This is a genomic window from Nitrosospira sp. NRS527, from assembly GCF_018406445.1.
Lineage (GTDB): Bacteria > Pseudomonadota > Gammaproteobacteria > Burkholderiales > Nitrosomonadaceae > Nitrosospira > Nitrosospira briensis.
The window spans coordinates 1,220,724-1,247,678 of record NZ_AP024515.1 but is presented as its reverse complement, the minus strand read 5'-3'; the positions used below and the strand labels follow the sequence as shown (position 1 = coordinate 1,247,678).

28 protein-coding genes and 4 pseudogenes are annotated in these 26,955 nt (G+C 52.9%); 15 read left to right on the top strand and 17 right to left on the bottom strand.

Translation table 11 applies throughout. From position 1 onward, the window contains the following. Window positions 1-292: 292 nt before the first annotated feature. Window positions 293-2,548: an EAL domain-containing protein gene (locus tag KJS40_RS05575; protein ID WP_213539385.1), complete on the bottom strand. Its 2,256-nt coding sequence runs from the start codon at window positions 2,546-2,548 to the stop codon at window positions 293-295. Between the two features lie 537 nt (window positions 2,549-3,085). Next, entirely contained in the window at window positions 3,086-3,286 is a 201-nt protein-coding gene (locus KJS40_RS05570) for a hypothetical protein (protein WP_213539384.1), read from the bottom strand. A 21-nt stretch (window positions 3,287-3,307) separates the two neighbouring features. Between KJS40_RS05570 and KJS40_RS05565 the strand changes: the two genes are divergently transcribed. Beyond that, window positions 3,308-3,718, top strand: a complete 411-nt coding sequence (locus KJS40_RS05565) for a phage holin family protein (RefSeq protein WP_213539383.1) — start codon at window positions 3,308-3,310, stop codon at window positions 3,716-3,718. Between the two features lie 114 nt (window positions 3,719-3,832). Here the strand turns inward: KJS40_RS05565 and KJS40_RS05560 are convergent, their stop codons facing one another. The 3 genes and pseudogenes from KJS40_RS05560 to KJS40_RS05550 form a co-directional block, all read right to left on the bottom strand. Further along, on the bottom strand, window positions 3,833-4,360 hold the full coding sequence (locus KJS40_RS05560; RefSeq protein ID WP_213539382.1) for a group II intron maturase-specific domain-containing protein: 528 nt from the start codon (window positions 4,358-4,360) through the stop codon (window positions 3,833-3,835). 92 nt (window positions 4,361-4,452) lie between these two features. Next, window positions 4,453-4,995: a helix-turn-helix domain-containing protein gene (locus tag KJS40_RS05555; protein ID WP_213539381.1), complete on the bottom strand. Its 543-nt coding sequence runs from the start codon at window positions 4,993-4,995 to the stop codon at window positions 4,453-4,455. 92 nt (window positions 4,996-5,087) lie between these two features. Beyond that, window positions 5,088-5,305: pseudogene (locus KJS40_RS05550) on the bottom strand (integrase core domain-containing protein); the annotation flags it as partial. Window positions 5,306-5,423: 118 nt separating this feature from the next. Between KJS40_RS05550 and KJS40_RS15220 the strand changes: the two are divergent. From KJS40_RS15220 to KJS40_RS05535, 4 genes and pseudogenes are all read left to right on the top strand, one after another. Beyond that, window positions 5,424-5,567, top strand: a pseudogene (locus KJS40_RS15220) (IS6 family transposase); the annotation flags it as partial. A gap of 324 nt (window positions 5,568-5,891) precedes the next feature. Further along, window positions 5,892-7,802, top strand: a complete 1,911-nt coding sequence (locus tag KJS40_RS05545; protein ID WP_213539380.1) for a helicase-related protein — start codon at window positions 5,892-5,894, stop codon at window positions 7,800-7,802. 32 nt (window positions 7,803-7,834) lie between these two features. Further along, window positions 7,835-8,221 carry a hypothetical protein gene (locus tag KJS40_RS05540; RefSeq protein ID WP_213539379.1) on the top strand — a complete coding sequence of 129 codons (387 nt, stop codon included), beginning with the start codon at window positions 7,835-7,837 and terminating at the stop codon, window positions 8,219-8,221. Then, window positions 8,218-8,490, top strand: a complete 273-nt coding sequence (locus tag KJS40_RS05535) for a hypothetical protein (protein WP_213539378.1) — start codon at window positions 8,218-8,220, stop codon at window positions 8,488-8,490. The genes KJS40_RS05540 and KJS40_RS05535 overlap by 4 nt, the downstream gene beginning before the upstream one ends. Here KJS40_RS05535 and KJS40_RS05530 read toward each other — a convergent pair. Then, entirely contained in the window at window positions 8,460-10,631 is a 2,172-nt protein-coding gene (locus KJS40_RS05530; RefSeq protein ID WP_213539377.1) for a DNA methyltransferase, read from the bottom strand. The two genes, KJS40_RS05535 and KJS40_RS05530, sit on opposite strands and share 31 nt — an antisense overlap. A gap of 96 nt (window positions 10,632-10,727) precedes the next feature. Here KJS40_RS05530 and KJS40_RS05525 point away from each other — a divergent pair. Further along, window positions 10,728-11,162, top strand: a pseudogene (locus tag KJS40_RS05525) (integrase core domain-containing protein); the annotation flags it as partial. Window positions 11,163-11,243: 81 nt separating this feature from the next. Next, window positions 11,244-11,384: pseudogene (locus KJS40_RS05520) on the top strand (AAA family ATPase); the annotation flags it as partial. Between the two features lie 201 nt (window positions 11,385-11,585). Here the strand turns inward: KJS40_RS05520 and bioD are convergent. From bioD to bioB, 5 genes are read right to left on the bottom strand one after another with little or no spacing between them, the layout of a single operon-like run. Further along, window positions 11,586-12,287, bottom strand: coding sequence for a dethiobiotin synthase (bioD, locus tag KJS40_RS05515; RefSeq protein ID WP_213539374.1), 702 nt, complete (start codon window positions 12,285-12,287; stop codon window positions 11,586-11,588). 13 nt (window positions 12,288-12,300) lie between these two features. Beyond that, window positions 12,301-13,191: a malonyl-ACP O-methyltransferase BioC gene (gene bioC / locus KJS40_RS05510; protein ID WP_244859711.1), complete on the bottom strand. Its 891-nt coding sequence runs from the start codon at window positions 13,189-13,191 to the stop codon at window positions 12,301-12,303. A 7-nt stretch (window positions 13,192-13,198) separates the two neighbouring features. Further along, window positions 13,199-14,005 carry a pimeloyl-ACP methyl ester esterase BioH gene (gene bioH, locus KJS40_RS05505; RefSeq protein WP_213539373.1) on the bottom strand — a complete coding sequence of 269 codons (807 nt, stop codon included), beginning with the start codon at window positions 14,003-14,005 and terminating at the stop codon, window positions 13,199-13,201. Window positions 14,006-14,060: 55 nt separating this feature from the next. Then, a complete protein-coding gene (gene bioF, locus KJS40_RS05500; RefSeq protein ID WP_213539372.1) occupies window positions 14,061-15,230 on the bottom strand; it encodes an 8-amino-7-oxononanoate synthase in 1,170 nt (389 codons plus the stop codon). A 58-nt stretch (window positions 15,231-15,288) separates the two neighbouring features. Beyond that, the gene (gene bioB / locus KJS40_RS05495; protein ID WP_213539371.1) at window positions 15,289-16,320 is read right to left on the bottom strand and encodes a biotin synthase BioB; all 1,032 of its coding nucleotides are present in this window, start codon (window positions 16,318-16,320) and stop codon (window positions 15,289-15,291) included. Window positions 16,321-16,482: 162 nt separating this feature from the next. Between bioB and KJS40_RS05490 the strand changes: the two genes are divergently transcribed. Both KJS40_RS05490 and trmL read left to right on the top strand, forming a co-directional pair. Further along, complete coding sequence (locus KJS40_RS05490; RefSeq protein ID WP_244859710.1) at window positions 16,483-17,184, top strand: ComF family protein; 702 nt, start codon at window positions 16,483-16,485, stop codon at window positions 17,182-17,184. Between the two features lie 13 nt (window positions 17,185-17,197). Beyond that, on the top strand, window positions 17,198-17,662 hold the full coding sequence (gene trmL / locus KJS40_RS05485; protein WP_213539370.1) for a tRNA (uridine(34)/cytosine(34)/5-carboxymethylaminomethyluridine(34)-2'-O)-methyltransferase TrmL: 465 nt from the start codon (window positions 17,198-17,200) through the stop codon (window positions 17,660-17,662). 41 nt (window positions 17,663-17,703) lie between these two features. Here trmL and KJS40_RS05480 read toward each other — a convergent pair whose 3' ends face one another. The 5 genes from KJS40_RS05480 to KJS40_RS05460 all read right to left on the bottom strand — a co-directional run bounded on the left by KJS40_RS05480 (window position 17,704) and on the right by KJS40_RS05460 (window position 20,598). Then, on the bottom strand, window positions 17,704-18,705 hold the full coding sequence (locus tag KJS40_RS05480) for an NAD(P)H-dependent glycerol-3-phosphate dehydrogenase (RefSeq protein WP_213539369.1): 1,002 nt from the start codon (window positions 18,703-18,705) through the stop codon (window positions 17,704-17,706). Then, a complete protein-coding gene (locus tag KJS40_RS05475) occupies window positions 18,702-19,187 on the bottom strand; it encodes an SH3 domain-containing protein (RefSeq protein WP_213539368.1) in 486 nt (161 codons plus the stop codon). Before KJS40_RS05475 ends, KJS40_RS05480 begins: the two co-directional genes overlap by 4 nt. A gap of 2 nt (window positions 19,188-19,189) precedes the next feature. Next, on the bottom strand, window positions 19,190-19,681 hold the full coding sequence (secB, locus tag KJS40_RS05470) for a protein-export chaperone SecB (protein ID WP_213539367.1): 492 nt from the start codon (window positions 19,679-19,681) through the stop codon (window positions 19,190-19,192). Between the two features lie 232 nt (window positions 19,682-19,913). Next, the gene (grxC, locus tag KJS40_RS05465) at window positions 19,914-20,171 is read right to left on the bottom strand and encodes a glutaredoxin 3 (RefSeq protein ID WP_025041995.1); all 258 of its coding nucleotides are present in this window, start codon (window positions 20,169-20,171) and stop codon (window positions 19,914-19,916) included. Window positions 20,172-20,181: 10 nt separating this feature from the next. Beyond that, complete coding sequence (locus KJS40_RS05460) at window positions 20,182-20,598, bottom strand: rhodanese-like domain-containing protein (protein ID WP_213539366.1); 417 nt, start codon at window positions 20,596-20,598, stop codon at window positions 20,182-20,184. A gap of 312 nt (window positions 20,599-20,910) precedes the next feature. Here KJS40_RS05460 and gpmA point away from each other — a divergent pair, with 312 nt between their 5' ends. The 5 genes from gpmA (at window position 20,911) to KJS40_RS05435 (ending at window position 25,750) form a co-directional block, all read left to right on the top strand. Then, window positions 20,911-21,660, top strand: coding sequence for a 2,3-diphosphoglycerate-dependent phosphoglycerate mutase (gene gpmA, locus KJS40_RS05455; RefSeq protein ID WP_090458594.1), 750 nt, complete (start codon window positions 20,911-20,913; stop codon window positions 21,658-21,660). Window positions 21,661-21,779: 119 nt separating this feature from the next. Further along, window positions 21,780-23,024, top strand: a complete 1,245-nt coding sequence (locus KJS40_RS05450; RefSeq protein ID WP_244859709.1) for a peptidoglycan DD-metalloendopeptidase family protein — start codon at window positions 21,780-21,782, stop codon at window positions 23,022-23,024. 37 nt (window positions 23,025-23,061) lie between these two features. Further along, window positions 23,062-24,492 (top strand): S41 family peptidase, encoded by a 1,431-nt coding sequence (locus tag KJS40_RS05445; protein ID WP_107730916.1) that lies wholly within the window; start codon window positions 23,062-23,064, stop codon window positions 24,490-24,492. 294 nt (window positions 24,493-24,786) lie between these two features. After that, the gene (locus tag KJS40_RS05440; protein ID WP_213539365.1) at window positions 24,787-24,993 is read left to right on the top strand and encodes a hypothetical protein; all 207 of its coding nucleotides are present in this window, start codon (window positions 24,787-24,789) and stop codon (window positions 24,991-24,993) included. Next, the gene (locus KJS40_RS05435) at window positions 24,986-25,750 is read left to right on the top strand and encodes a HesA/MoeB/ThiF family protein (RefSeq protein WP_213539364.1); all 765 of its coding nucleotides are present in this window, start codon (window positions 24,986-24,988) and stop codon (window positions 25,748-25,750) included. Before KJS40_RS05440 ends, KJS40_RS05435 begins: the two co-directional genes overlap by 8 nt. 351 nt (window positions 25,751-26,101) lie before the next feature. On the opposite strand, the gene KJS40_RS05430 is transcribed toward KJS40_RS05435, so the two are convergent. Further along, complete coding sequence (locus KJS40_RS05430) at window positions 26,102-26,671, bottom strand: hypothetical protein (RefSeq protein WP_244859768.1); 570 nt, start codon at window positions 26,669-26,671, stop codon at window positions 26,102-26,104. On the opposite strand from KJS40_RS05430, the gene KJS40_RS15215 reads away from it, so the two are divergent. Beyond that, window positions 26,615-26,878 (top strand): hypothetical protein, encoded by a 264-nt coding sequence (locus KJS40_RS15215; RefSeq protein WP_244859790.1) that lies wholly within the window; start codon window positions 26,615-26,617, stop codon window positions 26,876-26,878. The genes KJS40_RS05430 and KJS40_RS15215 overlap by 57 nt on opposite strands. The last annotated feature ends 77 nt before the right edge of the window (window positions 26,879-26,955 follow it).

Sequence of the window (26,955 nt, the reverse complement as noted above, 5' to 3'; positions counted from 1 at the left end):
TTGATGAGAAAAAAAGTTTTGAAAAAATGCAATACAGAGGCATGCAGCCATTCGGTCTTCCGGCATGGCAGTCGATTCCTGGAATTTCCTGGAATTTATGCAGTTCTCGTTGAAATGGTGCTGGATGCTTGCTATGGGAGGCAATATTCGCCAGGCCGTGCGCGAACGTTACAGTACTGTATAACCGATATCCATTATTCTAAATCCGGCAGTTGGCGCTCATTATTCAGCTTATTTTTCACCCAGCGCCATGGCTGAGCTTTGACGATCTCGCCAAGGTGCGCATCAAGGATTATACGTTAATGGATTGCGTGGGCTTGAGAAGCCTGTTACTACCTGAAAGTAATTCGAATATTTTATCCGGGGGTAGCGGCCGCGCAAAATAGTAACCCTGGATTTCGTCGCACCCACGCTCACGCAGGAAATCGAGTTGTTCAACCGTTTCCACACCCTCGGCTACAACCTTGACATTAAGACTGTGGGCCATATCGATAATTGCGGTTGTGATTGCAGCGTCCGCGGAATTTGTAGTAATTTCCATAATAAAGGAACGGTCGATTTTCAACACATCGATAGGGAATCGTTTTACATAGGCGAGACTCGAATAACCGGTCCCGAAGTCATCGATCGAAATTTGGACTCCCAGTATTTTCAATCTCTTGAGAATACTGGTTGTTTTTCTGGCATGCATCATCAGCGAACTCTCGGTCAGCTCTAATTCCAGCAAATCAGAATCAATACTGTTCTCTCTCAGCGCTCTTTCTGTTTGTAATTCAAATTCGAGCAATTCCGGATGAACATCGTTCTCCTGCGTCGCCCGAATAACATCCTCGTTGAGTGTGCTCTGCAGGAATTGCCTGCCGGACACGTTGACCGATACCGGGATCTCCCCTGCTCCCGCGCGCCGCCATTCCGCAATCTGCCTACAGGCGCTATCGATAACCCAGGCACCCACCCGATTGATCAATCCGGTTTGCTCGAGGTCCGGTATGAATTCCGCCGGCGCGACGAACCCATACCCTGGCCGCTTCCATCTTATCAGTGCTTCCACCCCCGTGATCCGCCCCATGGAAAGCTCGACTTTCGGCTGATAATGCAAAACGAATTCATTTCGGTCGAGGGCCTCCCGCAGTGCATTTTCCTTTTCCAGCTTCTCGATTGCCCGTGCGTTCATTTCTGCCGTAAAGAAACGATAGGTATCCCTGCCCGCGCTTTTCGACCGATACATCGCGGCATCGCCATTTTTGACGAGGGTATCCGCGTCCACGGAATCTGACGGATAAATGCTGATACCGATGCTCGCTGTTACGGTGATTTGATGACCTTGCAATGTAAAAGGTTGGCGTAACGCTTCTCTGATCTTGCTCGCAACCATGCCTGCATCCCCTGAACCGTCAGGAGTAACCAGTATGCAGCCAAACTCATCACCGCCAAGCCGCGCTACCATGTCGGTGATACGCAGGCACTCCGATAAACGATGGCTGAACTGGCGCAGCAACTCGTCTCCCAGCGCATGCCCCAATGTGTCGTTTATATTTTTGAAGTTATCGATACCGATAAATAGCAGGGAGATGATGCGGTGATTCATCTCCGCCTGTTTGATGATCTTCTGAAGCGATTCATCAAACAGAATACGATTGGGGAGGTTTGTAAGGGCGTCATAATGCGCAAGCTGCGGTGGCCGGGGGCCCGCCTCCCTGCGAAGCGTGATGTCTTCCATCATCCCTACGACTCGATATACCCCATTCGAATCCTTTATCGGAAAGGTGCGGGAATGCACCCAGCGTATCGTGTTATCCGGCAGGAGCAACCGATAATCATGATCGACTCCACCGTGCGGCAGTGCAGCCGCTTCATGAATGACTCGTTGTCTGTCTTCCGGATGGACTGCCTCGAGAAATTTTTCCGGTGTGTCGGAGTTCGCGATACGCCGGCCGGTCATCTTCTCCCATGCGGGATTAACATAACGAAACGTTTTATCATGGATGTCCCAGATCCAGAAGATTTGAGGGAGGTTGCCGGCAAGCTGATCGAACAGCTCTTCCGTTCCGTTCTGGAAAGCGGTCCGCTCGCTGAGCGTGGCATCAAGACCCAAAATAAGTTGCTGCAGCTCTTTCTGCAGTAATTTTATTTCCAGAACATCATGGATATGCGTCAATACCTTGAGCCGATCGAAAGGCTTGGTGATAAAGCCTTTCGCACCGGCGCGCAGTGCACGCTCCTTCTGCTCCGGCTGGGCGGTGATCACCAGAACAGGGAGGCAGCCGCCGGACTCAAGCCGGGATTCGGCGTCCTGCTCCATTTCCGATTCTATCAACCTCAGGCCTTCCATCACCTGGAATCCATCCATTTTGGGCATCATCAAATCGAGCAGAATGAGATCATATCGATTAGCGCGATGAAGATCGCAAACCTCGAGCGGATCCACCGTCGACGTCACTGAAGTGTAGCCAGCGGCGAAGAGCATGGCACGGATCAGTTCGACATTGACTCTCCTGTCGTCGACGATCAGGATGCTGGCATTGAGAATATCGGAAGAAATCGTCATGGAACTCTACTTAATGTTTGTCAAAACCATTAACCCGGATGTTTCATAAATTCGCGTAATGATTGCGCAGGATTTTGTTTTGTAGGGAGATTTTGTGAAAGAGGTGGCGTAGTTATTCATACGCCCGTCTGAACGAAATCTTCATACGAAACAAAAGACCAACAAGGGCACGCGTCAATTTATGAAACATCCAGGTTAACAATGGTTTATCCATATTGGTTGCCCATCTTCGGCTCATTTTAACGTTTGATCATTCGGTTTATGCTCGTCACCTGTCTTCCCTTCGTCCGCATCAGGAAGCTTCATTCGTTTAATGGATCAGGAAAACCCCGATCCCACGTACGGAGCAACAGCTACGTGAACGCATCATAGTCCTGTTCATCGTAAGCAACCAGGATTGGAACCGGCTTTAGCCAGAAGATGTACTATTGAACATAAGCAGAATTCGTGCCAAATTTTTAAAGGCACTGTTTCCGGGCGTGAGAGGGTTTTTACAGGAAGACGGGAATATCTATTGTAAAATTTACCGATAAGCAGCTAGGCCAACGTGAAGACGGCATCCTCGTGCAGTTGGCCGTCCAGGCCGGTAACCTTCCAGAGGAGGAGAGCCTTTTTCCTGTTTGGAACGGCAAAAAAATCAGTATAAACCGAAAAAAAGATTATTGTAATCTCGTCCAGACGAATATCGGACCCTCGCTCATCCTCATCCGCCAGTAAATCGTACGATATACTATCCATCGAATAATTCCGGACCGATCCATGCTGCACAACATAACTGTATTTCTGGCACACTGGGCAATAATTGCGATCTCGCTATGGCTAACGAGCTTTCTCTTTCACGGCATTTCGTTTACAAATAAAAAATCCCTGCTTATATCGGCACTGCTGCTAGGTTTTGCCAATGCCGTCATCAGACCCGCCGTTATCGTTTTAACGATTCCATTGACGCTGATCACATTTGGTTTTTTTTTGCTGGTCATCAATGCCCTCATGATGCTTCTGGTATCGGCGCTCGTTCCCGGGTTCAAGATTTCCGGCTTTTGGACAGCATTTTTTGCCAGCATCGTCGTAACGATCATTAGCTTATTCGCGGGTATGCTTATTTTCCCATCGGAAGATATCCTGCTCAATGTTCCCGCCGACCCCACACCTCAAGGCATAATGATCTGAGACTGCGGAATGTGAGTGAATAGTATGTGTGCATTATCTGGTCGAGTAGCCCCAAGGAATCTCACCTTCAGGCTCTCACGCAACGGTACGTGAATCTCTCGATTCATACCGCTCCTATCGTTCAGTCATTCCGGCATAGGTGATGTGCCAATGGGCAAAGAGGTGTGGCTGTTGCGCAACTGCACGCTTCAACCATGCCCGCGCCCATGTTGGACTACCCCCTAACCGTTTATATTTCCTTTTGACCCAGCGCACGAGGGCATAGTCGAATTGTCCCAGAATCGGTGCGAGTTTCGACTTATAGAGCTTGCCGTAGTAATTGATCCAGCCCCGCAGCACCGGGTTGAAACTGATGGCCAGTTCTTTGATCGTGAGTTGAGTCCATCGGTGCGTCTTCCAGCTACGGATCGTTTGCCGCATCGACTTTCCGGCTTTCATACTGACTGCAGGGAGAAAGCTGAGGAATAATTCGCCGCCACGGCGCTGTGCGCACCGCGGTTGGAATCGATACCCCAGAAAGTCGAAATGCGTTTCCGGATAGTGTCTGCGCCGTTGCCCGTCTTTGTAGTAGACCACCTTCGTCTTGTCCGGGTGCAGGACTAGCCCGCACTCAGCCATCCTCTGGTCGATCTCTCTGAGCACTTGCTTGACTGCATATCCCGATTTGCAGTGTTTCGATGTACAGCAGTATCCACTGGCATTGCGTATGTTTCCGCACTGCCCGCATGAGCAGTTCATGATCCATACTGTCGAAGAACGCGCGGATAGCCTAATGTCAGGACAAAGACGTGCAGTACAATCGATTGAGCGCGCAAATAAATACGCATCTGCCCCCAATCGATCTGGCTTTTTTGGCCAGGTTCGGTCTCGAAGCGCCGCTGGCAAACCTGCGCCGGATCCGCCTGCGCGCGCAGTGGCATTAAGAACCGCTTGACGGTCTCGTAACTACCCTTATAACCGCAATCACGCTGCAGCTCTTGATAAAGAATCCGTGCAGAATAATTTACCTGGCTGGCCCGGCGCCGAAGAAAGGCATCGTGCGTGGCCAATAAGGTGTCAGCGCGCGCTTCGCGCTCATACGGCCGCCACGCCTCGCGCACCATCTTGCGCACAGTCTTGCGATCGATATCAAACCGCCTGCCGATCTCTGTAATCGAGACCTTCTCGGCATGCAACTGCCGTACCTGTTCCCAGCGCTCTTTGCTCAACATGACGGCCTCTCCTGTATCCGTGATGCTGACAATGATGCGCTTGGCGTTCTCCAATGACGTATCCATCTGTTCTCTCCTACAAAAACAGGTGGGGACAGAAGTGGTTCCGTTTGTTTGAACAACACCTTGAATATTTTAAGTGGAATCTCTGCTGATTCTCACGCTGCCAGTTTAACCGTCGGCAACATCACGGCATAAGCCTCATCAGGCGTTTTCTTGCCCAGGCTCGCATGTGGCCTGGATCGGTTGTACCAATCCATGTATTGCATAATTGATGCTCTGGCTTCTGCGATCGAGTCATAGGCAGGCAGTACACCCGCTCGTATTTCACCGATTTCCACAGGCGCTCAACGAACACATTGTCCCTCCAGGCTCCGACACGGCCGGAGGATAGCCCAACTTTTAAAGTGAGCTATTAGAAGTTCAGGTCATTGCGACTACTGCCAACGGCTTGACGTACTTTATTTTCTATTTTCTGAAACGGCCCTTGACTACTCTAAACCGCCTATGCCACCCTCAAAGGTTTCGAGCTCATGCGCATGTTCAAAAAAGGACAGCTGAACATGTGGAAATCGGGCCAAGGTCTCGCGGGAGAAACCCGTCTCATTGAAAGGCAATTCGGTGTCTACAGCACATAATCAATCAGATCAAGGGCAGAGTTCTGCCTTGTTTTTTTGCAACAGAGCCATTAGGCGTCATTCGCCAAACGCTTTATCGGCACATAGGGCCAGACGGTTCATTGCGCAGGGACGGACTGAAGGTGATGGCGCGATAAACTATTATTGGTTTCAAACAGTTAAAGATTCCGCTGGTTTGGGTCTAGAGCCCCTAATAATAAATTCAGGAAGTCTGATGGCTAAAGCAGCTACAAGCTAGGAGATGAGAAAACTGTCAAGGCAGATGTCATCAAGCAGCGCTCGTACAAGGATCAGGCACCGGGCCCGAACCTCTTTTTTCAAAGCTTGTATTTGAGAGATTTTTCCAAGGTCAAGCGCCAGCGAGGTGAAGATCACACCGGCCAACTTGGCACTGATGTTCGCATCGAGCGAGAAGATCTGTTTCGCGAAGGGAAAATCAGTGCGCTATTCTGTTCGCCTACAATGGAGCTGGGCATTGATATCAGCAATTTGAGCGTCGTCCACATGCGCAATGCACCGCCCAATCCGGCCAATTACGCACAGCGTTCCGGGCGCGCAGGTCGGAGTGGGCAAGCTGCATTAGTCTTTACTTATTGCTCCACCTACTCGCCGCATGATCGGCACTATTTCAATGAACAAACAGCCTTGGTTGCAGGTGCAGTTATGGCACCACGTCTTGATTTATGTAATCGAGAACTTCTTGCCTCTCACCTCAACGCACTCGTCGCATCGCAAATAGGGATGCCGGGGCTCAATGATGCAGGGACAGGCAGACCGTCCATCATGAAATTGATCGTTGACGATAACGACAAAATGCCCCTATCCAAAGAGGTGGACTCTGGCCTTGAAATGTCCGCAGCTACGTTCGCTGACATCAGATCCACCTTCAAACGCGTGATACGCGATTTCGAAACTGAACTGGAATCCAATGGATCAACGTGGTACTCAGACCAATGGATAGATCAGAATCTATCAAAAGTTGCTGACAACCTGGATCGGTCACTGGATCGTTGGAGAAAACTTTACCGCTCAGCCAGAAATATTCTCACTCGTGCCACTCAGAAAATCGAAAGTGGAACGCTCAGTCTGGGCAGCGATGAATATCGAAAACACAAGCGCAACCAAGATCAAGCCACTCGACAGCTAGACTTATTGCGCAATGACTTGGTCGGACGATCAAGCGAGCTGTCCGAGTTTTATCCCTACCGCTATCTGGCTTCAGAAGGATTCCTTCCCGGCTACAACTTCACGCGCTTACCTATTCGTGTGTTTCTCCCCACTGGCGATTCATCTGGTGAGTTTGTTTCCCGTCCAAGGTCAGTTGCACTACGCGAGTTCGGTCCGTTAAACACCATCTACCACAATGGTCGAAAATACCGCGTCTGCCAACTTGTCATCCAAGACGCCGAATCGGCGCTAACCGAAGCCAAGATCAGCAGTAAAACCGGCTATTTTATGGCGGGGGATGCGCTTCAAAATAGCGTCTGCCCGTTCTCTGGCATTGATCTCGCCGACAATGTAGCGAAAGAACATCTGCATGATTTAATCGAAATGGCCGAGTCCCGTGCCGAAGAAATAGATCGCATCTCGTGCGAAGAAGAAGAGCGGGTTTCGAAGGGCTTTGAAATGCGCACCTACTTCTCGGTTGACGGCGGACAAGTTGATCGAGTACGTAAAGCCATCGCCAAGACGACAAAAAATCCAATGCTCAATTTGCGTTACATTCCGGCCGCACGCCTGATTCATGTCAACACCAAGTGGCGCACCCAACAGAACGATAGCTTTCCGATCGGGTTAATCTCGGGTGATTGGCGTGCATCAATACCGGATGCAGATAGCCCCATTAAAGAAGAATTTCGTCTAGTAAAATTGTGGACATCAAATCTGGCCGACGCTCTGTATATCGAACCCATTCAACCGCTGGGACTTAAACCGGGAGGGGTCATCACACTGCAACACGCTATCAAGCGAGCCATTGAGCGCGTCTTCCAAGTGGAGCCAAATGAAATTGGTGTCGTAACTATCGGCGAACCAGAAGCGCCGAACATCCTGATTTATGAAGCGTCCGAAGGCAGCTTGGGTATTCTTTCCCAGTTTGTAGATGACATTGAAGTATTCCACGAGGTGATCAAACAAGCGATTACTTTGTGTCGCTTTGACGATGTGAATTACAAAGCTCCTGCGAGTTATGACGATCTGCTTAGCTACTACAACCAGCGCGACCATAAATCATAGACCGCCATCTCATCAAAGATGCACTGGAAAAATTGCGCATTTGTTCTATCGAGATTCAGACCAACGCGGGGTTCGGTAGCTACGAGGATCAATACCACTCTTTATTACGTAATCTTGATCCCAGTTCGTCTACAGAGCGCAAATTCATCAACTATCTCTACCAGAATGGTCTTCGCCTGCCCGATGCTGCGCAAAAGAGAGTTGATGGTCTTTACATCCAGCCCGATTTTTATTACGAACCCAGATTATGGGTGTTCTGTGATGGTACTCCACACGACCAACCTGCCGTGAAGGAAAGCGATGAGGCCAAGCGTCAGTCCATCATCGCGCGTGGTGGTGAAGTCTGGGTCTACTACTATCAGGACGAGCTTGCTGCTATCGTTGCAGCCCGACCAGATATATTCAGGAAGGTGCGATGACGGCATTTGCACAATCATCTCTTCAACCCGGCAAGCTCGTCTCCTTGCGGGGGCGCGACTGGATCGTATTGCCCTCGGAAGATCGCGATCTGCTGATCGTCAAGCCGCTCGGCGGGTCAGACGACGAGATCACAGGTATTTATCTGCCACTCGCTCTGAAAGGTGATCAGGCCTCCGATGCGAGCTTTGAAAAACCGGCTGCCAATGACCTCGGAGATATCAGCTCCGCCCGCTTGCTCTACGACTCAGTGGCAGCAACAATTTCATAGCATTCGTGATAGGCTTTAGCTTGTTCTTCACTTCTGTTAAAAAAAGAAATAATCCACTGATCCCCCTTGAGTTCAGGGCTTGAATTAAGGGTGCTTCCATTGACAATTATTTTTACAACATCGGCATTTTTTTGGTCAGCCTCTAAGAGAGCTTTGGCTTGAGAAGCATCAATGTAAAAACCCGGCCCTAGTGTTACAACACCTTGGAAAGATAAATTTGTATTTTCAAGGAGAATCTCAGGGGATTTTGATTCAACCGAATTGTCCAAAAAAGATGAAATGAAATCTACTTTCACTTCATCTAGGATTCCACCTAGAGGTATGGAATTTTTTGTAAGTGCAAAAAGTGAGACCTGTAGGTTTGCACGCCCACTCCATTTTATTGATCGTTTAGCGTAATTTATCCTAGCACCCTTCATAAGCAAATACTCCAAACATGCAAGGCGAGTATCACCTTGGCAGATTTTCTTGGTTGTAATAAATGCCATATAACCACTAGGTTTAAGAAGATCGGAGGCTCGCCTAATAAAGTAGGATACTAGGTCAACCCCACCATCAGAATTCGAATAGAACGTTTTGAGTAGATTTAGAACAGCATCGCCATATTGGCCACTAATTTTTTTTCCGCCGAGATAAGGCGGATTCCCCAAAATGCAATCAAACCCACCCCGCCCAATGATCTCTGGAAATTCCAGAAACCAGTGGAAGAAGCGCTTGCGCAAGGCCATCGCCCACGCCTCGGCGGTGGCCTGACCTTGCGGACTCATTTCGCCTTTCCAGTAGCGCCGGTAGGTGGCATCGGTGACGAACTTTTGCAGGTTGTCCGAGGCCTTGGGCAGGTAGAACTGAGCGATGGGAATTGCGGCGATCTGGTTTAGTAAGTAGGCATCCTCGCTCTCACTAAAGGCAAGGTAGCGAGCCTTTTTGGCCTCAATTTCGTCGGAGGTATGTTCCGGTAGCGTGGCGAGATCGCGCCAGCCGCGCAGAATGTCGTCGAGCTGCTTTTGCAGGCTGGGCGAGAGCGGCAACTGACCAGCTTCATGATCCTTGCGTTCTTGCCTATTGCGTTTTCTGAGCAAGGCGGCAGTATCCTTGTCGTCGCCGGGCATCGTGGCGAAAGCTTCATCGGGCACGCCGCGTTCGGCTTCCTCTCGCCTTGCAAAGCCGATGATGGCGTTGCCGCATTTGATGTGGTGGTCGAGGAAGTTGAGCGGCTCGCCGGGGCCGTGGGCTTCGAGCCAGAGGGCGACCTTGCACAGTTCGACGGCGAGCGGATTCAAGTCCACGCCGTAGATACAGTTGCGGATCACATCGCGGATAGCGCTGCGGAAGGCCGATGGCGAGGGCTGCTCTTCGCCGGTGCGGACGATGGCGAGTTCGGTGGCGATGCGGCGGGCGGCGGCGAGCAGAATGTGGCCGGAGCCGCAGGAGATATCGGCGACGCGCAGATCAAGCAGCGCTTTGGCGGGGTGGGGTTCCTTAAGTTTGTTGGCGATCAAGTAGTCGAGCGAGTGCTTGATGAGGGGCTGGACGAGATCGTCCGGGGTGTAGTGGGAGCTGGTGGCGGCACGCTGGTCGCCTTGGGCGAAGGCGAATTCGATGGCCCCCATCCTCTCCCCCGGCCCCTCTCCCGCCCGCGGGCGAGGGGAGAAATTCAGGAACACAGGTTCATATTCGAGCAGGCCTTCGTAGACCGAGCCGAATTCTTCGACGTTGAGGGCTGCGTAGTTGACGCGGATGGTCTGGCTGTTGTCGGGATGTTGATACAAGCCGAGGGCGCGCAGGCAGCCGAGCAGCACGTCATTGCCCAGCATGGCGCTCGCCAGCGGGCCAATGGCTGCGGGGTTGAACAGATCACCGGCCAGCGGGGCAAGGCCGAGTTTGTCGCCAGGGCCATGAGCTTCGAACAGGCGGAAGGTGGCGAGCATTGCCAGCCAGAGATCGTGGTGGCGTTTGTCGGCGAGATGGCGCTTTTCGGACAGCAGGCGCAGGCGTTCGAGACTGTAGTAGCGGCGGTAAATATCCCGCTGCTGGCTGCTGCCCGTAGGCGGAAATACCAGATCACGTTCTTCGATGACGAGCAGGAAAAGCAGGCGATAAATTAGACGCAGCAGGTGCTGGTAATAGGTTTCCGGTTTCAACTTGCCATCGGCAATCGACTGACGCAGTTCATCGTTGGCAGGATGCGCAAGAAAGCCGTTGGCAAAATCGCGGATGGCTTGCTCTACAGCTTTGCTCTTACCGCCGTCGTGGATTGGGCCTCGCGCCGGGTATTAGCCGCAAAGGTGGCGATCACGCTGGAAGCCTGCCATGCCGTCGATGTGCTGCAAGAGGCGTTCCATCGCCATGGCAAGCCGGAGATCGTGAATACCGATCAAGGCAGCCAGTTCACCGCGCATGAGTTCGTGCAGGCCGTCAGGGAACAGGGCTGTAACCTCAGCATGGACGGGCGCGGAGCCTGGAGGGACAATGTGTTCGTCGAGCGCCTGTGGAAATCGGTGAAATACGAGCGGGTGTACTTGCCTGCCTATGACTCGATCGCAGAAGCCAGAGCATCAATTATGCAATACATGGATTGGTACAACCGATCCAGGCCACATGCGAGCCTGGGCAAGAAAACGCCTGATGAGGCTTATGCCGTGATGTTGCCGACGGTTAAACTGGCAGCGTGAGAATCAGCAGAGATTCCACTTAAAATATTCAAGGTGTTGTTCAAACAAACGGAACCACTTCTGTCCGGACCAATTCCCTTTGGCCGGTATCGGCTCAAGGACATGGTAGAGCAGTTCGATGTCAAGGTGTCCGAGATTCGCTCACTGTTCAGCAATCAGTTCGAACCAAAGCGAACGGTAGAAATTCGCGAGCCCATGTTGGCTGCTTGGTTGCCGATATAATGTCCACGCAGGGCGGCGCGTGCTCGCGCCGTGGCTGGTCGACACCGTCCGGTCAGTTGCAGTTATTGCTGGTCGGCGTCGATGGAATGCAGGTTCAGTTGCAGTTATCTCTGGTTTGAGGTGGCCGTCAGTTGCAATTAATCCCGGTCGAAAAAGCAGTTGAATGCAGGTCAGGCCGTTTTTGATTGCAGGTTGCTACAATTATCCATCCACTCCGAATGAAGTATATGAATGAGGGTCCTCCATCCCGCCAACATTCAGCAACACCGACAATTTTTCGGTATCGGCGCTGGACTCGAATGGCAGCACGCCCAAAAGTGGACAACCCAGCCGCTGCGTCAAGGCGGACACATTCTCATCGAGTGCGATCATCTGGGGATCGATCTGGTTCGCGATCCATCCCGCGAGCGGCAGCCCGGTCGCGCGCACAGCGTGGGCGGTCAGCAGCGCATGGTTAAGGCAGCCAAGTTGTATCCCTACCACCAGAATCACCGGCAAACCCAATGCTTTCGCCATGTCGGCGCTGTCTTGATGGTCATTGAGCGGCACGAGAAAACCGCCGATGCCCTCGACAATCACTACATCGGCAATTTTTCCCAGTTCCAGGCAGGCGTGATAAATGATATCGATATCGATTTCGATGCCCGCCCGAGCCGCCGCGATATGCGGTGCAATCGGTGGGATTAATGCGTAAGGATTTATCTGCTCACGCGGGGCGGTGACATTGCTTGCGGCTGCGAGTAATTCCACATCCATCCATTTACCATTCTCGCAACCTGCCGCTACCGGCTTCATGCCTATAACAGTGTGGCCCTGCTCCGCAAAAGCATGCAGCAATGCGCAACTGACCAGGGTTTTGCCTACACCCGTACCGGTACCGGTAATGAAATAACCTCGTGACATAAGAAGTCGCCGCTCATGCAAGGCCGAGTTGTCGTCTGAGCTCAGGCGTCACGATGGTTGTCCGCGGCTGGGGTTTCCAGGCATGGCCATAAATCACTTCAAAGGTCGCCGGTAATTTTCCTTCTTTCCGCAAGGTTTCATACTGGCTTATCGCTTTTTGCCACGCGTCTTTGCCGGTTAAACCCCGCCGCCTTCCCTGGGTGACATTATGGGCGCCGATGGCTTTGAGATCGCGCATGACGTCGATCACGTCATCATAGGTCAGCGTAATGTATTCCATATCCATAACGGGCGTAGCGAAACCGTTATGTACCAGCATGTCGCCGATATCGTGCATGTCCGTGAAGCGATTGACATGACTGTAATCATCGATGTGGCGAAATGCCTGGCGCAACTCTTTCAATGTATCTGGCCCGAAAGTGCTGAACATGAACAAGCCGCCGGTTTGCAGGACTCGGCGCACCTCGGCAAATGTCTGTTTGATGTCATTGCACCATTGCAGCGCCAAGTTGGACCACACCAATCCTGCACACGAATCCGCCAACGGTATCTGTTCTATGTCGCCCACTATATAGCTGGCCCGATGTCCACGCTTGTCTCCCACAGCCCCCAACAATTGCCGCCACCAGGGTACCGCAGGCCGGGCCTGCAAATGCATTGCCGACGCAATGTCGATCGCCAGCAGGCGGGCCGCCGGATAGCGCATGAGTAACTCGCGCGTGCCGTAGCCGGTGCCGCTGCCGGCATCGAGGATGACATCGGGCTTGTATTTAATGTATGCGAGACGCGCCAGCATACGATCGCAGATTTCACGCTGCAACACCGCCGCCTGGTCGTAATGCGGCGCTGCCCGCCCAAAAGCCTTGCGCATCTGGCGCTTATCGATGGTATGGTCGTAGTTCACTTGGTTTTCAATGCGTACCGGCTACCGGATAAGCCAGCCGAAGCATGCCGGCTACAAATTGCTCGGGATAAGATAAAAACGGCGCATGGCCGCAGCCTGGCAGCATGATCAGTTCCGAATTTTGCAACTGCCGGTTCATCCACCTCGCCGCATCAGGATGTGTGATGACATCATTCTCGCCATGAAAAAGTAAAACCGGCTGCGTGATATTCCTGATCCTGTCACGCAAATCGCTCGATAACAGAATCTGTAACCCCGCCTCCAACGCAGCGTCATCCGGTTTATCGCGTTCGAACAAGCTCTTGCGCAACTGCGCCAATGCTGACGCTGTGCCGCTGCCACCACCGCTGATCTGCAACGTCAGAAATCTTTTCATGGTAACGGAATAGTCCCGCTTCAAATTTTCCGTGAATAATTGCAAGGTAGCGGCCTCCATCCCCCATTGCCAGTCTTTACGTCTGACAAAGTAGGGAGTGGTCGAAATCAACGCAAGTTTTCTGACACGTAATGGTGCTCGCAATGCAAGTTCAATGGCTACCTGTCCGCCCAGCGACCATCCACAAACAATAAAGCTTGCGGGCAAAACAGCCGCAAGCATTTCAGCCATGCCTTCAAGCGTAGTACTTTGCGAACTCGGTGCACGAACCGGACTGGGGTTCCGGCTAAAACCGTGCCCCGGCAAATCGACCAGATGCAAACGGAAATGCTGTGCCAGCTGATCGGATACATCCCGCCACATACCGCTGTGCATGGCCCATCCGTGCAGCAGAACGATATCAGGACCCGACCCGATAGATTCAATGTGAAGGTTCATCGGTTATGGAATCCGCCATTGAACCCAAGGCCATCGGGAATCGTTATTCGGTGCTTCACGACTTGCTATCCAGTTCTCTTAGCGCTGTTCCCAACCGTGTCACATCTTCCATGGTATGCGTAGCGGACAATGAAATCCGCAGTCGGGCCGCGCCTTGCGGAACGGTAGGCGGACGAATTGCCGGCACCAGAATTCCTCTGTCGCGTAATGCCTCGCTGATCCGCAGGGCTGTTTCGCTTTCGCCTATGAGCAGGGGCTGGATGGCAGTATCCGACGGCAATGGTTTCCAGCGCAACGACTGCATTTCCCGTTTGAGCGCTGCGGTAAGTTGCACCAGGTTCTCGCGCCGCCACTCTTCCCGCTCGATCAACTCCAGGCTTGTAAGCAAGGCGTGGGACAATAACGGAGGAGCCGCAGTAGTATAGATGTAGCTTCGCGCATACTGAACCAAGGTTTCGATAACTTCCGCTTCTGCGGCGACGAAAGCACCGGATACGCCTGCCGCCTTGCCGAGAGTCGCCATATAGATAATGCGTGGCGAACGGATATTGAAGTGTGCCGACACTCCCCTCCCCTGCGGACCCAGCACGCCAAACCCGTGTGCATCGTCGAGCAACAACCAGGCGTTGTATTTTTCGCACAACGCCAACAGACTGGCCACCGGGGCGATATCTCCATCCATGCTGAACACCGCATCGGTCAGCACAAGTTTAAGTTTTGCCTGAGATGCCGCGAGTCGGCGTTCCAGCACAGCCATATCAAGGTGCGGATAGCGGATAAACTTCGCGCGAGAGAGCAGCGCGGCATCGTTGAGCGAAGCATGATTGAGCTTGTCGGCAAATATCGCATCGCCACGTCCCGCCAATGCTGTGATCACCCCTGCATTTGCCATATATCCGGTGGAGAACAGCAATGCCCGGGGGAAGCCTGTAAAGCGCGCCAGCACTTCCTCCAGCGCTTGGTGTGCCGAGAAATGCCCACTGATCAGGTGGGAAGCACCTGCGCCGACGCCATATTTCCAGGCCCCTTCGCAGATCGCCGCAATCAAATGCGGGTGATTGGCGAGGCCGAGGTAATCATTGCTGCAAAACGAGAGATATTCTCGTCCTTCCACGCAGACCTGCGTGTTTTGCGATCCCTCCAGCGTCAGGCGGCGACGGTACAGCTTCTCCCTCTCCCGGCCGCGTAGTTGTTCGCGCAGGTGTTCAGCGAGGTCGTTGCGCATCTGGATGGCTTCGCAGCTAAGGGTTCGGGGATCTGCCGGTTTTGCGGATGGGGGAACGCTATATCGCGCTCAGCCCCAGTTTGTCAAATAACGCCTTGTCGCGATCAGCTTCCGGGTTGCCGGTAGTGAGTAATTTGTCGCCATAGAAAATCGAGTTGGCGCCGGCAAGAAAGCACAGCGCCTGCACCGCATCCGACATCTGCTGTCTACCGGCGGATAGCCTTACCATTGCTTTAGGCATGGTAATACGCGCAGCCGCGATCGTGCGCACGAATTCCAGGGGATCGAGCGCCACAGTGCCGTGGAGAGGCGTACCTTCCACTTGTACCAGGTGATTGATGGGAACGGATTCCGGATAGGGAGCGAGATTGGCCAGTTGAGCGATCAGACCAGCGCGGGCATGGCGCGATTCACCCATGCCGACGATACCGCCACAGCATACATTTATGCCCGCACCGCGGACTTTCTGCAAAGTGTCCAGCCTATCTTCGTAATGACGGGTTGTGATGATTTCCCCATAGAATTCTGGAGCCGTGTCGAGGTTATGGTTATAGTAATCCAGTCCGGCTTGCCTGAGCTGCTCTGCCTGCCCCGGCTTCAGCATGCCCAGCGTGGCACAGGTTTCAAGCCCCAGCGCTTTGACGGCACTAACCATTTCCGTCATTTTCTCGATATCTCGCTGCTTGGGCCCGCGCCATGCGGCGCCCATGCAAAAGCGGGATGCACCCTGCGCTTTCGCCGCCGCTGCCGTTGCCACCACCTCGTCAAGACCCAGCATTTCCTGATTCTCGACATCCGTATGGTAGCGCGCTGCCTGGGGGCAATAACCGCAGTCTTCGGGGCAACCACCGGTCTTGACCGAAATCAATGTCGAGAGTTGCACTGCGTTGGCATCGTGATGTTGGCGGTGCACCAACTGGGCGCGGTGAATCAAATCGTTGAAAGGTAAATCCAGCAATGTCTTGATCCGGGCAACATCCCATCGCGGCGATTCGATTGCCGTGCCGGCAAGTTGGTCGACGAAATTGCCGACAGTGTTATCCCCGCATCGTTCCAGATCAGCGGCTATGTCGGGAGCAAGCTGGCTCATACCACATCCTTATCACGTTATATTTTGGTAAACGATCGTCCAGGCCACCTCAATGAACCAAGGAGCGGAAACGCCGGCAAGCGCCGAACCACTCCCATCATTCAGAATGGACCTGTATCATTACGGATTGCATCATTCTTGTCAATTTCTTGATAGAAATTTTTGGACGATAGATTAAATATTGTGCAGGCGTTATTCAAGAATAATTGCCTGCTCTGCGGCGCCAGCGCCAAGGGCAACTTTTGTGCATCTTGCCGGGACAGTTTGCCCCATTCGCCACCCCAGCATTGTGTCGTATGTGCATTACCCTTGAGGGAATCTCGTATTTGCGGTGCCTGCCTCGCGAATCCGCCGGCATTCGACCATAGCGTGGCGGCGATGAGTTATGCTTTTCCGGTGGATGCACTTTTACATTCGCTAAAATACCAGGCGAACCTTTCCATGGCTTCCGTGCTGGCCGATTTGCTGACAGCGCGGATTGATCCTGATGCACTGCCGGATTTCATCGTACCGATGCCGCTGCATCCCGCCAGATTGCGCGATAGAGGCTTCAATCAGGCACTCGAAATTGCACGGGGCGTATCGAGAAAATTGGGCGTTGCGTTACTGCCAGGTATCTGCCGACGCATCAAAGATACGCCCTCCCAGACCGGGCTGCCATGGAAAGAACGCGAAAAAAATATTCGTAACGCATTCTCATGCGAGGCTGATCTCAGAGGCAAGCGCGTTGCCATGCTGGACGATGTAATGACTACCGGCACAACATTGAATGAACTGGCGAAGGCACTGCGCAAAAGCGGAGCTGCACATGTCAGTGGATGGGTGGTGGCAAGAACGCTTTCCAGCCACGATAAAATTTCATGATTCCCGAACCGAAATGATCGACGTAATCCTGTACCAGCCTGAAATCCCGCCCAACACCGGCAATATTATCCGGCTATGCGCCAATACCGGTTCGAAGCTGCATCTCATCCAGCCCCTGGGCTTTACCCTGGAAGATAAGCAGTTACTGCGCGCCGGACTGGACTATCACGAGTTTGCCAGCATGACGGTTCATGCAAACTGGAAAGCGTGCGCGGAGCAACTGCGGGGCCGTCGCTTTTTTGCTGCCTCTACCAAGGGAAAACAGCGCTATGACCTGGCTTCGTTTGAGAGCGGAGATGCATTTCTTTTCGGCGCGGAGAGCCGTGGACTGCCGGCTGAAATACTGGAGAGTTTCCCCGAACGACACCGCATCCGTATTCCCATGGCATCCGGCAGCCGCAGTCTCAATTTGTCCAATACGGTTGCGGTAGTCGTCTATGAAGCCTGGCGCCAGATCGGCTTCGGAAAAACCCTATAAAACCTGGGCCAAGGAGGGGCGTCTACCAGCCCTGCGCTAGCTCAATAATTTTCGGTCTTCGGCTCGCGGTTGAGCAGCGCTTCCACCGCCTTTCTTGCCGGCACGCCATCATGAAGTATGCTGCATACCGCTCTCGTGATCGGCATCTCAACTTTCAATTCCTGGCTGAGCCGCAATACTTCTCCCGCTGTATGAACTCCCTCGGCAGTATGTCCTAATTCCCGCAGTATTGCCGGTAACGGGCGCCCCGCTGCAAGTGCGAGCCCTACTCGCCGGTTGCGCGACAGATCGCCGGTGCAGGTCAGTATCAGGTCGCCCAGGCCGGTCAGCCCCATAAACGTTTCCATGCGGCCGCCGAGTTTCAGGCCCAGGCGGGCAATCTCCGCCAGACCTCGCGTAATCAACGCTGCCCGGGCATTGTAGCCAAGTGCGAGGCCGTCGCAGATTCCTGCGGCAATCGATATCACGTTCTTGACTGCCCCACCCGTTTCCACGCCAACGATATCGCTGCATGAATAAACGCGCAACCTCGCAGTGTGTAATTGGGCCGCGATCCGCCGTGAAAATTCCACATCATGAGATGCCAAAGTCAATGCGGCGGGAAGCCCCTGCGCGACTTCCTGCGCAAAACTGGGACCTGACAATACGCCGCAAGGCGCTATACCACCGTATTCTTCCTCCGCAACCTGATGAGGAAGCTTTGCGGACCGGGCCTCGAATCCCTTGCACCCCCATACGACCGGCACGGGCTTTCCACAGGCGGCGATTCCACGTAGCGTCCCGCGCAGCCCGGAAACCGGAACGACGATCAGGGCGAGTTCCGCCGCTTCAACGGCTACATCGAGAGCTGACGTCAACCGCAGAGAATCGGGCAAGGAAAAAGCGGGGAAATAGCGTCTGTTGACACGCTCGGAAGCAAGCTCGGCAACATGCTGCGGATCCCTGGACCATAAAGTGACCTGGTGAGCGGAATTGGAATTTGCACTGAGACTGATCGCCAGGGAGGTTCCCCAGGCGCCCGCGCCCAAAACGGCTATTCTCATGAACCCCAGACCTGGTTTGCTCTGACGTAACCGTTCTGGCCATCGCGATGGCGCACCCTGACCCAACCGTTGGCTGCCGACTCAAGCCATTCCATGATAACGCCTTGCTGTGCCTGGAAAACAAGCGGCGAACTCGCATTCGCAGCCTGATACACCTCTGCAAGGGGCGCAGTAACGATGACATGGCGTTTTTCGCTCAATGCTTTTGCTTCTACCCAGGCAAGGGTACCTTCGCTATCGCGAATCTTGACCCAGCCTTCGACTTTCACCACGGCCTCTACCGGTAGATCGCGACTTGCGACATATAGCTTGGCGGCCTTGAGCGAAGGTGCGTCGTACATGATGACAGCATCATCGTTTATCGAGAAGAACTCCAGCGCCGCAATGGCGGGCACCGGAAATATCAGCACCACAATCCATAATTGCGCCAGAACCCGCTTCAGCGAGACCATTCTCAATAATCCGGCACACGCATATTTCATATCTAATGCGTTATTTTTTGTGTTTCTTCCGCCTTTTCCACCTTCTCTGCCGTTGCCGAGTTCTGCTCGGCCTGCTGTTTACCCTGATAGTAAAGCGCCTCAAAATTAACAGGGCTTAGAATCACGGCGTGAAATCCGGCACGGGTAACAATGTCGGAAACCACTTCACGCAAGTAAGGGAAAAGAATATTAGGACACGCAATGCCCAGCACGGCGTCCATTTCACCTTCAGGCACATGGCGAATCTGAAAAATGCCCGCTTGCTGCACCTCCACCAGAAACATCGTCTTCTCCTTGACTTTCGCGGTGGCGGTTATCGTCAGCAATACTTCATACATACCTTCATCGATGCGCTCACTCTTGGTATGCAATTGAATGTTGACCTCGGGCGTTTCGCGATCAAGAAAAATCCGTGGCGCGTTAGGTATCTCGAGGGACAAGTCCCTGACGTAGAGTTTTTCAATGCTGAAAACCGGCTGCTGCGGGTCGCTCATATGGAGTCCATGGGATAATCAAAAAAATAATCGAAAATATCTGTTAGCGTAAGACATGCTCGCCGCAGGGATACAGATTCAAGAACCTTGAGCCGGCCTCGGCTCCAACCGCGTGACAGAAATTTGCCTCAGCCGAGAATCCTGCCAGAATGCGTTCCGCCCAATTTGAAACCGGGGCTTGGACGCTCACTTTACCAAGGCTCAGTTCACTTTGTTTTCTCTATCGCGCCACTCAGGCTGCAAGAAGCTTTACCAATCCATCAGTGCGGTCAAGCTTCGCGAGGTCATCGTATCCGCCCACATGAGTGTCGCCTATGTAAATTTGCGGGACGGTACGGCGTCCCGTTTTTTCCATCATCTCGGCACGCCGTGCGGGGTCCTGATCAATACGAATTTTTTCTATTTCCGTCACCCCTCGGGCACGCAACATTCGCTCCGCCATTATGCAGTACGGGCAAAAAGCCGTGGAATACATGACTACCCTCGTCATTAGCTCCCCTTTATTTTTTTACTACCGGTAAGTTTGCCTGCCGCCATGCGTCGATGCCGCCCGTAAGGTTATATACGTGCGTAAAACCATTACTGCGCAGGATAGAACGAGATTTGCCCGACGAATTCGTCCCGGTGCGATGTATCAATACAATCGGCTTGTCCTTGAATTTTTCAAGCTCCGAGAGGCGCTGCTCAAGTTTATCCGAAGGAATGTGCTTTGAATTGGGTAAATGGCCCGCTTCGTATTCGCTACCTTCGCGCACGTCCAATGCCAACCCGTCCTTGTAATTGATCATTTGAACCGCTACCAGCGTGTCCACCTCGCCGCCGGAGCGGCGCGTCAGCATCGGCCACAACAGCATGCCGCCGCTCGCAAGAGCGGCCACGATAAGCGCAATATTGTTTTGCAAGAATGACACGTCCATACTCCTTGATATACTTGACTGTGGATTTTATCAGAGACGGGAACATTGAGGAATTCTCTTGTTCCGCGAATAAAGAAGTGTATGTTCCCATGATTGCTCGGCGTAGAGGCCGGGCAGGACGATCAAGGTATGGCGCCATGCATTGGTAAATTGGTGCCGGGTGGCAGTTTATCTCGTCCTGGAAAACCACTGGCGCTCAAGGTATTCAGGCTTGAACCCCTCTCCCATGCTGCGGCCGTGCCCGAAATACATTAAAATACTATAGCATTTCAAACCGCTTTGCGGAAAATCTCATCCTTTCTATAAACAAATATGAAAAAACTCATTCTCCTGCGGCATGGAGAAAGCACGTGGAATAAAGAGAACCGGTTCACTGGCTGGACCGATGTGGACTTGTCTCCAAAAGGTGTGGAAGAAGCCCAGAATTCTGGACGCTTGCTGCGGGAAGGCGGATTTACGTTCGATATTGCGTATACTTCGGTATTGAAGCGTTCGATTCGCACCTTGTGGATCGTGCTGGACGAACTGGATCAGATGTGGATTCCCGTTAACTTGACGTGGCGGTTGAACGAGCGTCATTACGGCGCACTGCAAGGCTTGAACAAACTTGAGACGGCGCTCAAGTATGGCGAGGAGCAGGTGCAGATATGGCGGCGCAGCTACAACGTCCGGCCACCCGCGCTCACCCCGGAGGATGAACGCTACCCCGGCTTCGATCCCCGCTATCGTAATTTGGAGAGAGAAGACATTCCGCTGACAGAATGCCTGCAGGATACCGTCGCAAGGTTTCTCCCCTACTGGAACGAAACCATCGCACCCCAGGTCCAGTCCGGTCAGCGCATACTCATCGCCGCTCATGGCAATTCACTACGGGCGCTGGTCATGTATCTCGACAATCTTTCCGAGCAGGATGTCATGGAACTCAACATCCCTACCGGCGTTCCGCTTGTGTACGAGCTTGAGGAAGATCTGAAACCTATCCGAAGTTACTATCTCGGCGATCAGGCAGCGATCGAACAAGCGATGCAGGTTGTAGCAAATCAGGGGAAAATATCACCTTAGCCATGAGTTCTACTCATCCATTTCATTTGTACGTACGACAGTCTTCATCGTAGCTTGACAGTTTCCCAAGGTAAATCTGTATCGCTCCCGTGGTGTATGGTTTCTTCGGTAAGATACGTTTGAAAATTTCATTCCTGCGCGGCATCAATATACGGTTGAGTGTGATTTGCAAGCTGATTCTGGCTGGGGCACTGATACTGCCGCATTCACTCCATGCAGCTCCCAGAGTCGAAAAGGAAGAACTGAAGCAACTGCGCAGCCGAATTGAAAGCTTACAGGAAGAACTGGCGGATACGGAGGAGTCGAAATCAGGTGCGGCTGGTGCACTGCGTGAAGCGGAGCAGGCAATCAGCGCCGCCAATCGCAAGTTGATGACGCTTGCGCGGGAGCAACATGAAGCCAATGGAAAACTAAGCCAATTAAAAGCGCAATCCGGGCTGGTCGCGGAGGATATCCAGGCGCAACAGTTGCAATTGGGCAAATTGCTTTATCGGCAATATCTGGATGGGGGTAGTAAAAAAGAGTATCTGGGCCTCTTGCTCAATCAGCACGACCCTAATGAAATTGCCCGTGATCTGCATTACTACGGCTATCTCTCCCGCGCACGCATGGAGGAAATAGATGCGCTCCGCGCCAATCTCCAACGGCTTGATGCGCTCGCCAGCCAAAGCCGCGAAAAAACCGTGGAAATAACCGCGATCCAGGCTAAGCAGGCTGAGCATAAAAAACACCTTGAGAAAAAAAAAGCCGAGCGCGCAGAACTGCTCGCACAGATTTCGCTTCAGGCCGATCAGCAGCGGCTTGAAATCAGCAAGCTCAAGCGCGACGAAGATCGCCTCGCCCGTCTGGTAGACAAAATCGCTAAAATGCTCGCGCGAAAAAAACAGAGCGCCCCGCGCGGCTCCGGTTCCGGTTCCGGTTCCCTTAGCAACGAAAGATTACCCGACGCCTCTACACACGGAAGCCCGTTCTCGTCGTTGAAAGGCCGCTTAAGTTTGCCGGTACGCGGGGAACTTGCGAACCGCTTCGGTAGTCCACGTGCTGATGGGGGTATTACGTGGAAAGGGTTATTCATCCGTTCGGCTATGGGCGGAGAGGTGAAAGCCATTGCCGGTGGGCGCGTCGTATTTGCCGACTGGCTGAGAGGATTCGGCAATCTGATGATTGTAGATCACGGGGGCAGCTACATGAGCCTCTACGGCAATAACGAAACCGTGCATAAAAAGGTAGGGGATTCCGTTCGCGGAGGAGATACGATCGCTACGGTGGGAAACAGCGGTGGTAACCCCGAATCCGGTTTATACTTTGAATTACGCCATCAAGGCAAACCGTTTGACCCTTTGAACTGGGTCAGAATAAAATGAGTGACGACACTGCGTGGACAAATCTGGAGAATGTTTAATGGGTAACAAGATGCGGCACTTTGGCTTGATCATCTTTGGCGTGATCACCGGCGTGATGCTGAGCCTCAATTTTTCTGCCAATGCCGACAAGGAAACCCAGGGGGTGCTGCATCCTCTTCCAATCGAAGAGCTCCGCGCATTCACTGAAGTATTCGGTCGCATCAAGAGTGATTACGTCGAGCCGGTAGAAGACAGGAAACTTATCACGGAGGCGATCAACGGAATGCTGACCGGCCTGGATCCGCATTCAGCCTATCTGGATATGGATGCATTCAAGGAACTGCAAATCGGTACGCAGGGTGAGTTTGGCGGACTGGGCATCGAAGTCAGCATGGAAGACGGATTCGTCAAGGTCATTTCGCCAATCGAAGACACGCCGGCGTTTCGGGCAGGCATCAAACCGGGTGACCTCATCATCAAGCTGGACGATACCGCAGTCAAAGGCCTCTCGCTTACCGATGCCATCAAGCGTATGCGGGGCAAACCCAACACCTCGATAACCCTCACCGTATTACGGAAGGGTGAGACCAAACCGATGGTGTTCACGCTGGTACGGGCAGTCATCAAGATACAGAGCGTCAAGTCGAAACTGATTGAACCGGGTTATGCATACATACGCATCACGCAATTTCAGGAACAAACGGGCGAAAACCTGACCAAGGCCATCGATAAATTGTTCAAGGAGAGTACCGTGCCGATGAAGGGGCTGGTACTGGACCTGCGCAACGATCCCGGGGGACTGCTGAACGGCGCCGTAGCGGTGTCTGCCGCCTTCCTGCCGGCCAATTCGCTGGTGGTGTACACCGATGGCCGTACTGAAGATGCCAAGATGAAGCTCAAAGCCAGCCCCGAATTCTACCTGCGTGATACAAAAAGCGACTATCTGAAGCGGCTGCCGGCGGCGATCAAGACGGTGCCCATGATTACCCTGGTAAATGGCGGCTCGGCCTCTGCTTCGGAGATTGTCGCGGGCGCGCTTCAGGATCACAAACGGTCCGTCGTGATGGGCACGCAAACATTCGGAAAAGGGTCGGTGCAAACCATCCTGCCGTTGGGTAACAACACAGCCATAAAGCTCACCACTGCGCGTTACTACACGCCTAATGGACAATCTATCCAGGCCAAGGGGATTACACCCGATATCCTCGACGAATCCGCGAAAGATGAATTTGAACGTTTGCGCGAAGCCGACCTGGATCGCCACCTGTCCAACGGAAGACCACAAGAGGCCAAACCTGCGACAGAAGCGATAAAGGTAGCGCCCAAGCCCGAGGCCAAGATAATCAAACCGGAGAATGGAGAAGACAAAAACAAGAAACAGGAGCCTCCAGCGGAATTTGGCTCCAGTGGCGACCTGTTGCTGACCCAGGCGATGAATTATTTCAAAGATAGTCTGGTGAACAAGAATTCGGCAAAAGTAACGAATTGATTCAATGATGATTGCAGCGAAGCGGAGGAGTTAGAGAAGCTATAGGTAACTCCTCCGTAGATTGCATTACTGGCGATGGGAAGCTTGCTCGGGTCATATGGAGCAGGCCAGCTGTAAAGCGATTGTTGTTCGGCGCAGTACGCTTTGCTTATCGCCACACCCTACGTTATATACTGACCGGCAGTTTCGGGTCTGGCAAAGAATCAGATGCTTGGCCCCCATAAGCGATAGATGTCATGTCGATGCGAGCTATCTTTATAGCTCAGCCAGCCCTGCCCTACTGCAAACGTGCTTATGCTTGCACTGAGTGGGGCATCAACAGGCAAGCGCATTGCACCGTATGAGAATTACCTCCCCGATAATGCCGGCGCCATGCTAGCGGGCGATGGGCACATGTTGTCCTATAAACTGTTTTGCAGCCCATCTCTGCCGGCAGCAATGGATCTTGCTGATCTTGCTCAAGTGCCTCAACAATTGCGCACCGCTGTGACCAATGAATGACGACCAACTGTTGCGCTACAGCCGCCACATTCTATTGCCGCAAATCGGCATACAAGGGCAGGAAGCTTTAATTCGGTCACATGTACTTATTATCGGTGCAGGCGGACTGGGTTCGCCTGCGGCGATGTACCTCGCTGCAAGTGGTGTCGGCAAACTGACCATTTGCGATAGTGACGAAGTCGACCTGACCAATCTCCAGCGCCAAATCATTCACGGTACGGGCCGCATCGGGATGAGCAAGACAAATTCCGCCAAAAAGACACTTGCCGGAATCAATCCCGAAGTCAATGTGATTACGCTGAACGAACGCATGGATGAAGAGAAATTGTTGAAAGTGGTTACGAATGCCGATGTCGTGGTAGATGCGAGCGATAATTTTTCCACCCGGCTTGCCATCAACCAGGCCTGTATCATTCGTAAAAAACCGCTTGTATCAGGCGCGGCAGTGCGCTTCGATGGACAGGTTGCCGTATTCGACCTACGTCAAAAGCACAGCCCCTGTTATCAATGCCTGTTTCCTGAAACCGGTGAAAACGAGGATATGCGTTGCGCTATTATGGGTGTGTTTGCGCCACTGGTAGGGATTATTGGTTGTGTGCAAGCAGCGGAGACGCTAAAAATCCTGCTGAATATCGGCGAAACGCTGAATGGCCGTTTACTGCGTCTCGATGGTTTGACAATGGAATGGCGTTCAGTCAAATTGAATAAGGACCCGGCGTGCACGGCATGCGGTACGGATGAGCCAGTTATGATCTAATAGGCAGGCATTTGAGCGGCACCGTCGGATAAACAGATAAGTCTCCACCGAGCGCTGGCCTGCATCGGGCCATCCCTATCTCAGACTCCTATGTGAGGAAAACCATATTTATATTTTCCCTTGGGCTTCAGAGACTGCTGTTTCCCCCGTTCGCCTGTGCCACATCATAGTGGTGATGCCTTCGCACTGAGCTCCGCTTGCCGGCAGTAGTATTCCGCTTGCAGCCTTCCTCTCCATCCCGCTGTGAACACGGTGGTTGGTACGGCAACGTACTGACGCCCTTACCAATGATGCTTAACATTTTCTAAACATAAGCCTGCCGGGGCTGTCGTGGCTAAAGCAACTTTGGAGTCACAAGAAAAATTTGTTATCGCCGCATAAAAACAGCATGCATACGAAAGCATTTTCCGTCATATACCGGTATCCATCATTCCTGCTGCCATTGGGGGAACGTGCCGGCTCTGGGCATGGGAACATGGAACTTTGGGAGAACCCGGCCAACCGTGCCCGCAGATGCGCCACCGCACGGCGCGTCTGGCTGTAATTCTTCAGTTTGAGTTTGGCCAACTCCGCTCGTCTGATTCGATGAAAGAGCAGAATGGAGAGAATCGCCCGGTCGCGCTTGCCCTTGAGCGTGGCAGCATCCGGTGCGTACAACAAGGCCCGCGCTTGGGCGTCGCCCAGTACCCGGGTTTTGCCCTGCTGCGACTCCACCGCCGGGCGCTTCACCCCCTTGACCGGATTATGCGTGACCGCATTGGACTCGCACAAATGCTCGAACAGGGATGACAGCGCCGCGAGCTTCCTGCGAATGGTGCTGCCGCCGAGCTGCTGCGCTTCTAGGCTCTTGCGCCAGGCGAGCACGTGCCTGCGGGTCACGATCCGGAAATCATCCAGCTGGGCAATGCCGGCAAAAACCATGAAGCCGCGCAAGTCGTTTTCATACGCGCGCCGCGTCTGTGGATTATCGATATTGGCGAACCCACACTCGATCGCCGGTCGCACTTCGGCCAGCTGGCAAAATTGGACGGCGGTCAGGATAGAAGTGTCGGCTACAACTGGCAGATCGGAAGTAGCGGGATTTTCAAGGTGAGGAAGAAGGGAATTCAGGGGTGGTTTTACCCTTGATAAAATATGTTATCAAGGGTAAAAGACGGATACGAAAAACCTCTTTACGAGGGAGAAAGGGTTTTAAAAGCAGGTGA

Coding starts and splice junctions, on each gene's coding strand:
- KJS40_RS05575 (WP_213539385.1), bottom strand. CDS start 2,548: ATGACGATTTCTTCCGATATTCTCAATGCCAGCATCCTGATCGTCGAC.
- KJS40_RS05570 (WP_213539384.1), bottom strand. CDS start 3,286: ATGGATAGTATATCGTACGATTTACTGGCGGATGAGGATGAGCGAGGG.
- KJS40_RS05565 (WP_213539383.1), top strand. CDS start 3,308: ATGCTGCACAACATAACTGTATTTCTGGCACACTGGGCAATAATTGCG.
- KJS40_RS05555 (WP_213539381.1), bottom strand. CDS start 4,995: ATGGATACGTCATTGGAGAACGCCAAGCGCATCATTGTCAGCATCACG.
- KJS40_RS05535 (WP_213539378.1), top strand. CDS start 8,218: ATGACGGCATTTGCACAATCATCTCTTCAACCCGGCAAGCTCGTCTCC.
- bioD (WP_213539374.1), bottom strand. CDS start 12,287: ATGTCACGAGGTTATTTCATTACCGGTACCGGTACGGGTGTAGGCAAA.
- bioH (WP_213539373.1), bottom strand. CDS start 14,005: ATGAACCTTCACATTGAATCTATCGGGTCGGGTCCTGATATCGTTCTG.
- bioF (WP_213539372.1), bottom strand. CDS start 15,230: ATGCGCAACGACCTCGCTGAACACCTGCGCGAACAACTACGCGGCCGG.
- bioB (WP_213539371.1), bottom strand. CDS start 16,320: ATGAGCCAGCTTGCTCCCGACATAGCCGCTGATCTGGAACGATGCGGG.
- trmL (WP_213539370.1), top strand. CDS start 17,198: ATGATCGACGTAATCCTGTACCAGCCTGAAATCCCGCCCAACACCGGC.
- KJS40_RS05480 (WP_213539369.1), bottom strand. CDS start 18,705: ATGAGAATAGCCGTTTTGGGCGCGGGCGCCTGGGGAACCTCCCTGGCG.
- KJS40_RS05475 (WP_213539368.1), bottom strand. CDS start 19,187: ATGAAATATGCGTGTGCCGGATTATTGAGAATGGTCTCGCTGAAGCGG.
- secB (WP_213539367.1), bottom strand. CDS start 19,681: ATGAGCGACCCGCAGCAGCCGGTTTTCAGCATTGAAAAACTCTACGTC.
- grxC (WP_025041995.1), bottom strand. CDS start 20,171: ATGACGAGGGTAGTCATGTATTCCACGGCTTTTTGCCCGTACTGCATA.
- KJS40_RS05460 (WP_213539366.1), bottom strand. CDS start 20,598: ATGGACGTGTCATTCTTGCAAAACAATATTGCGCTTATCGTGGCCGCT.
- gpmA (WP_090458594.1), top strand. CDS start 20,911: ATGAAAAAACTCATTCTCCTGCGGCATGGAGAAAGCACGTGGAATAAA.
- KJS40_RS05445 (WP_107730916.1), top strand. CDS start 23,062: ATGGGTAACAAGATGCGGCACTTTGGCTTGATCATCTTTGGCGTGATC.
- KJS40_RS05440 (WP_213539365.1), top strand. CDS start 24,787: ATGCTTGCACTGAGTGGGGCATCAACAGGCAAGCGCATTGCACCGTAT.
- KJS40_RS05435 (WP_213539364.1), top strand. CDS start 24,986: ATGAATGACGACCAACTGTTGCGCTACAGCCGCCACATTCTATTGCCG.
- KJS40_RS05430 (WP_244859768.1), bottom strand. CDS start 26,671: ATGGTTTTTGCCGGCATTGCCCAGCTGGATGATTTCCGGATCGTGACC.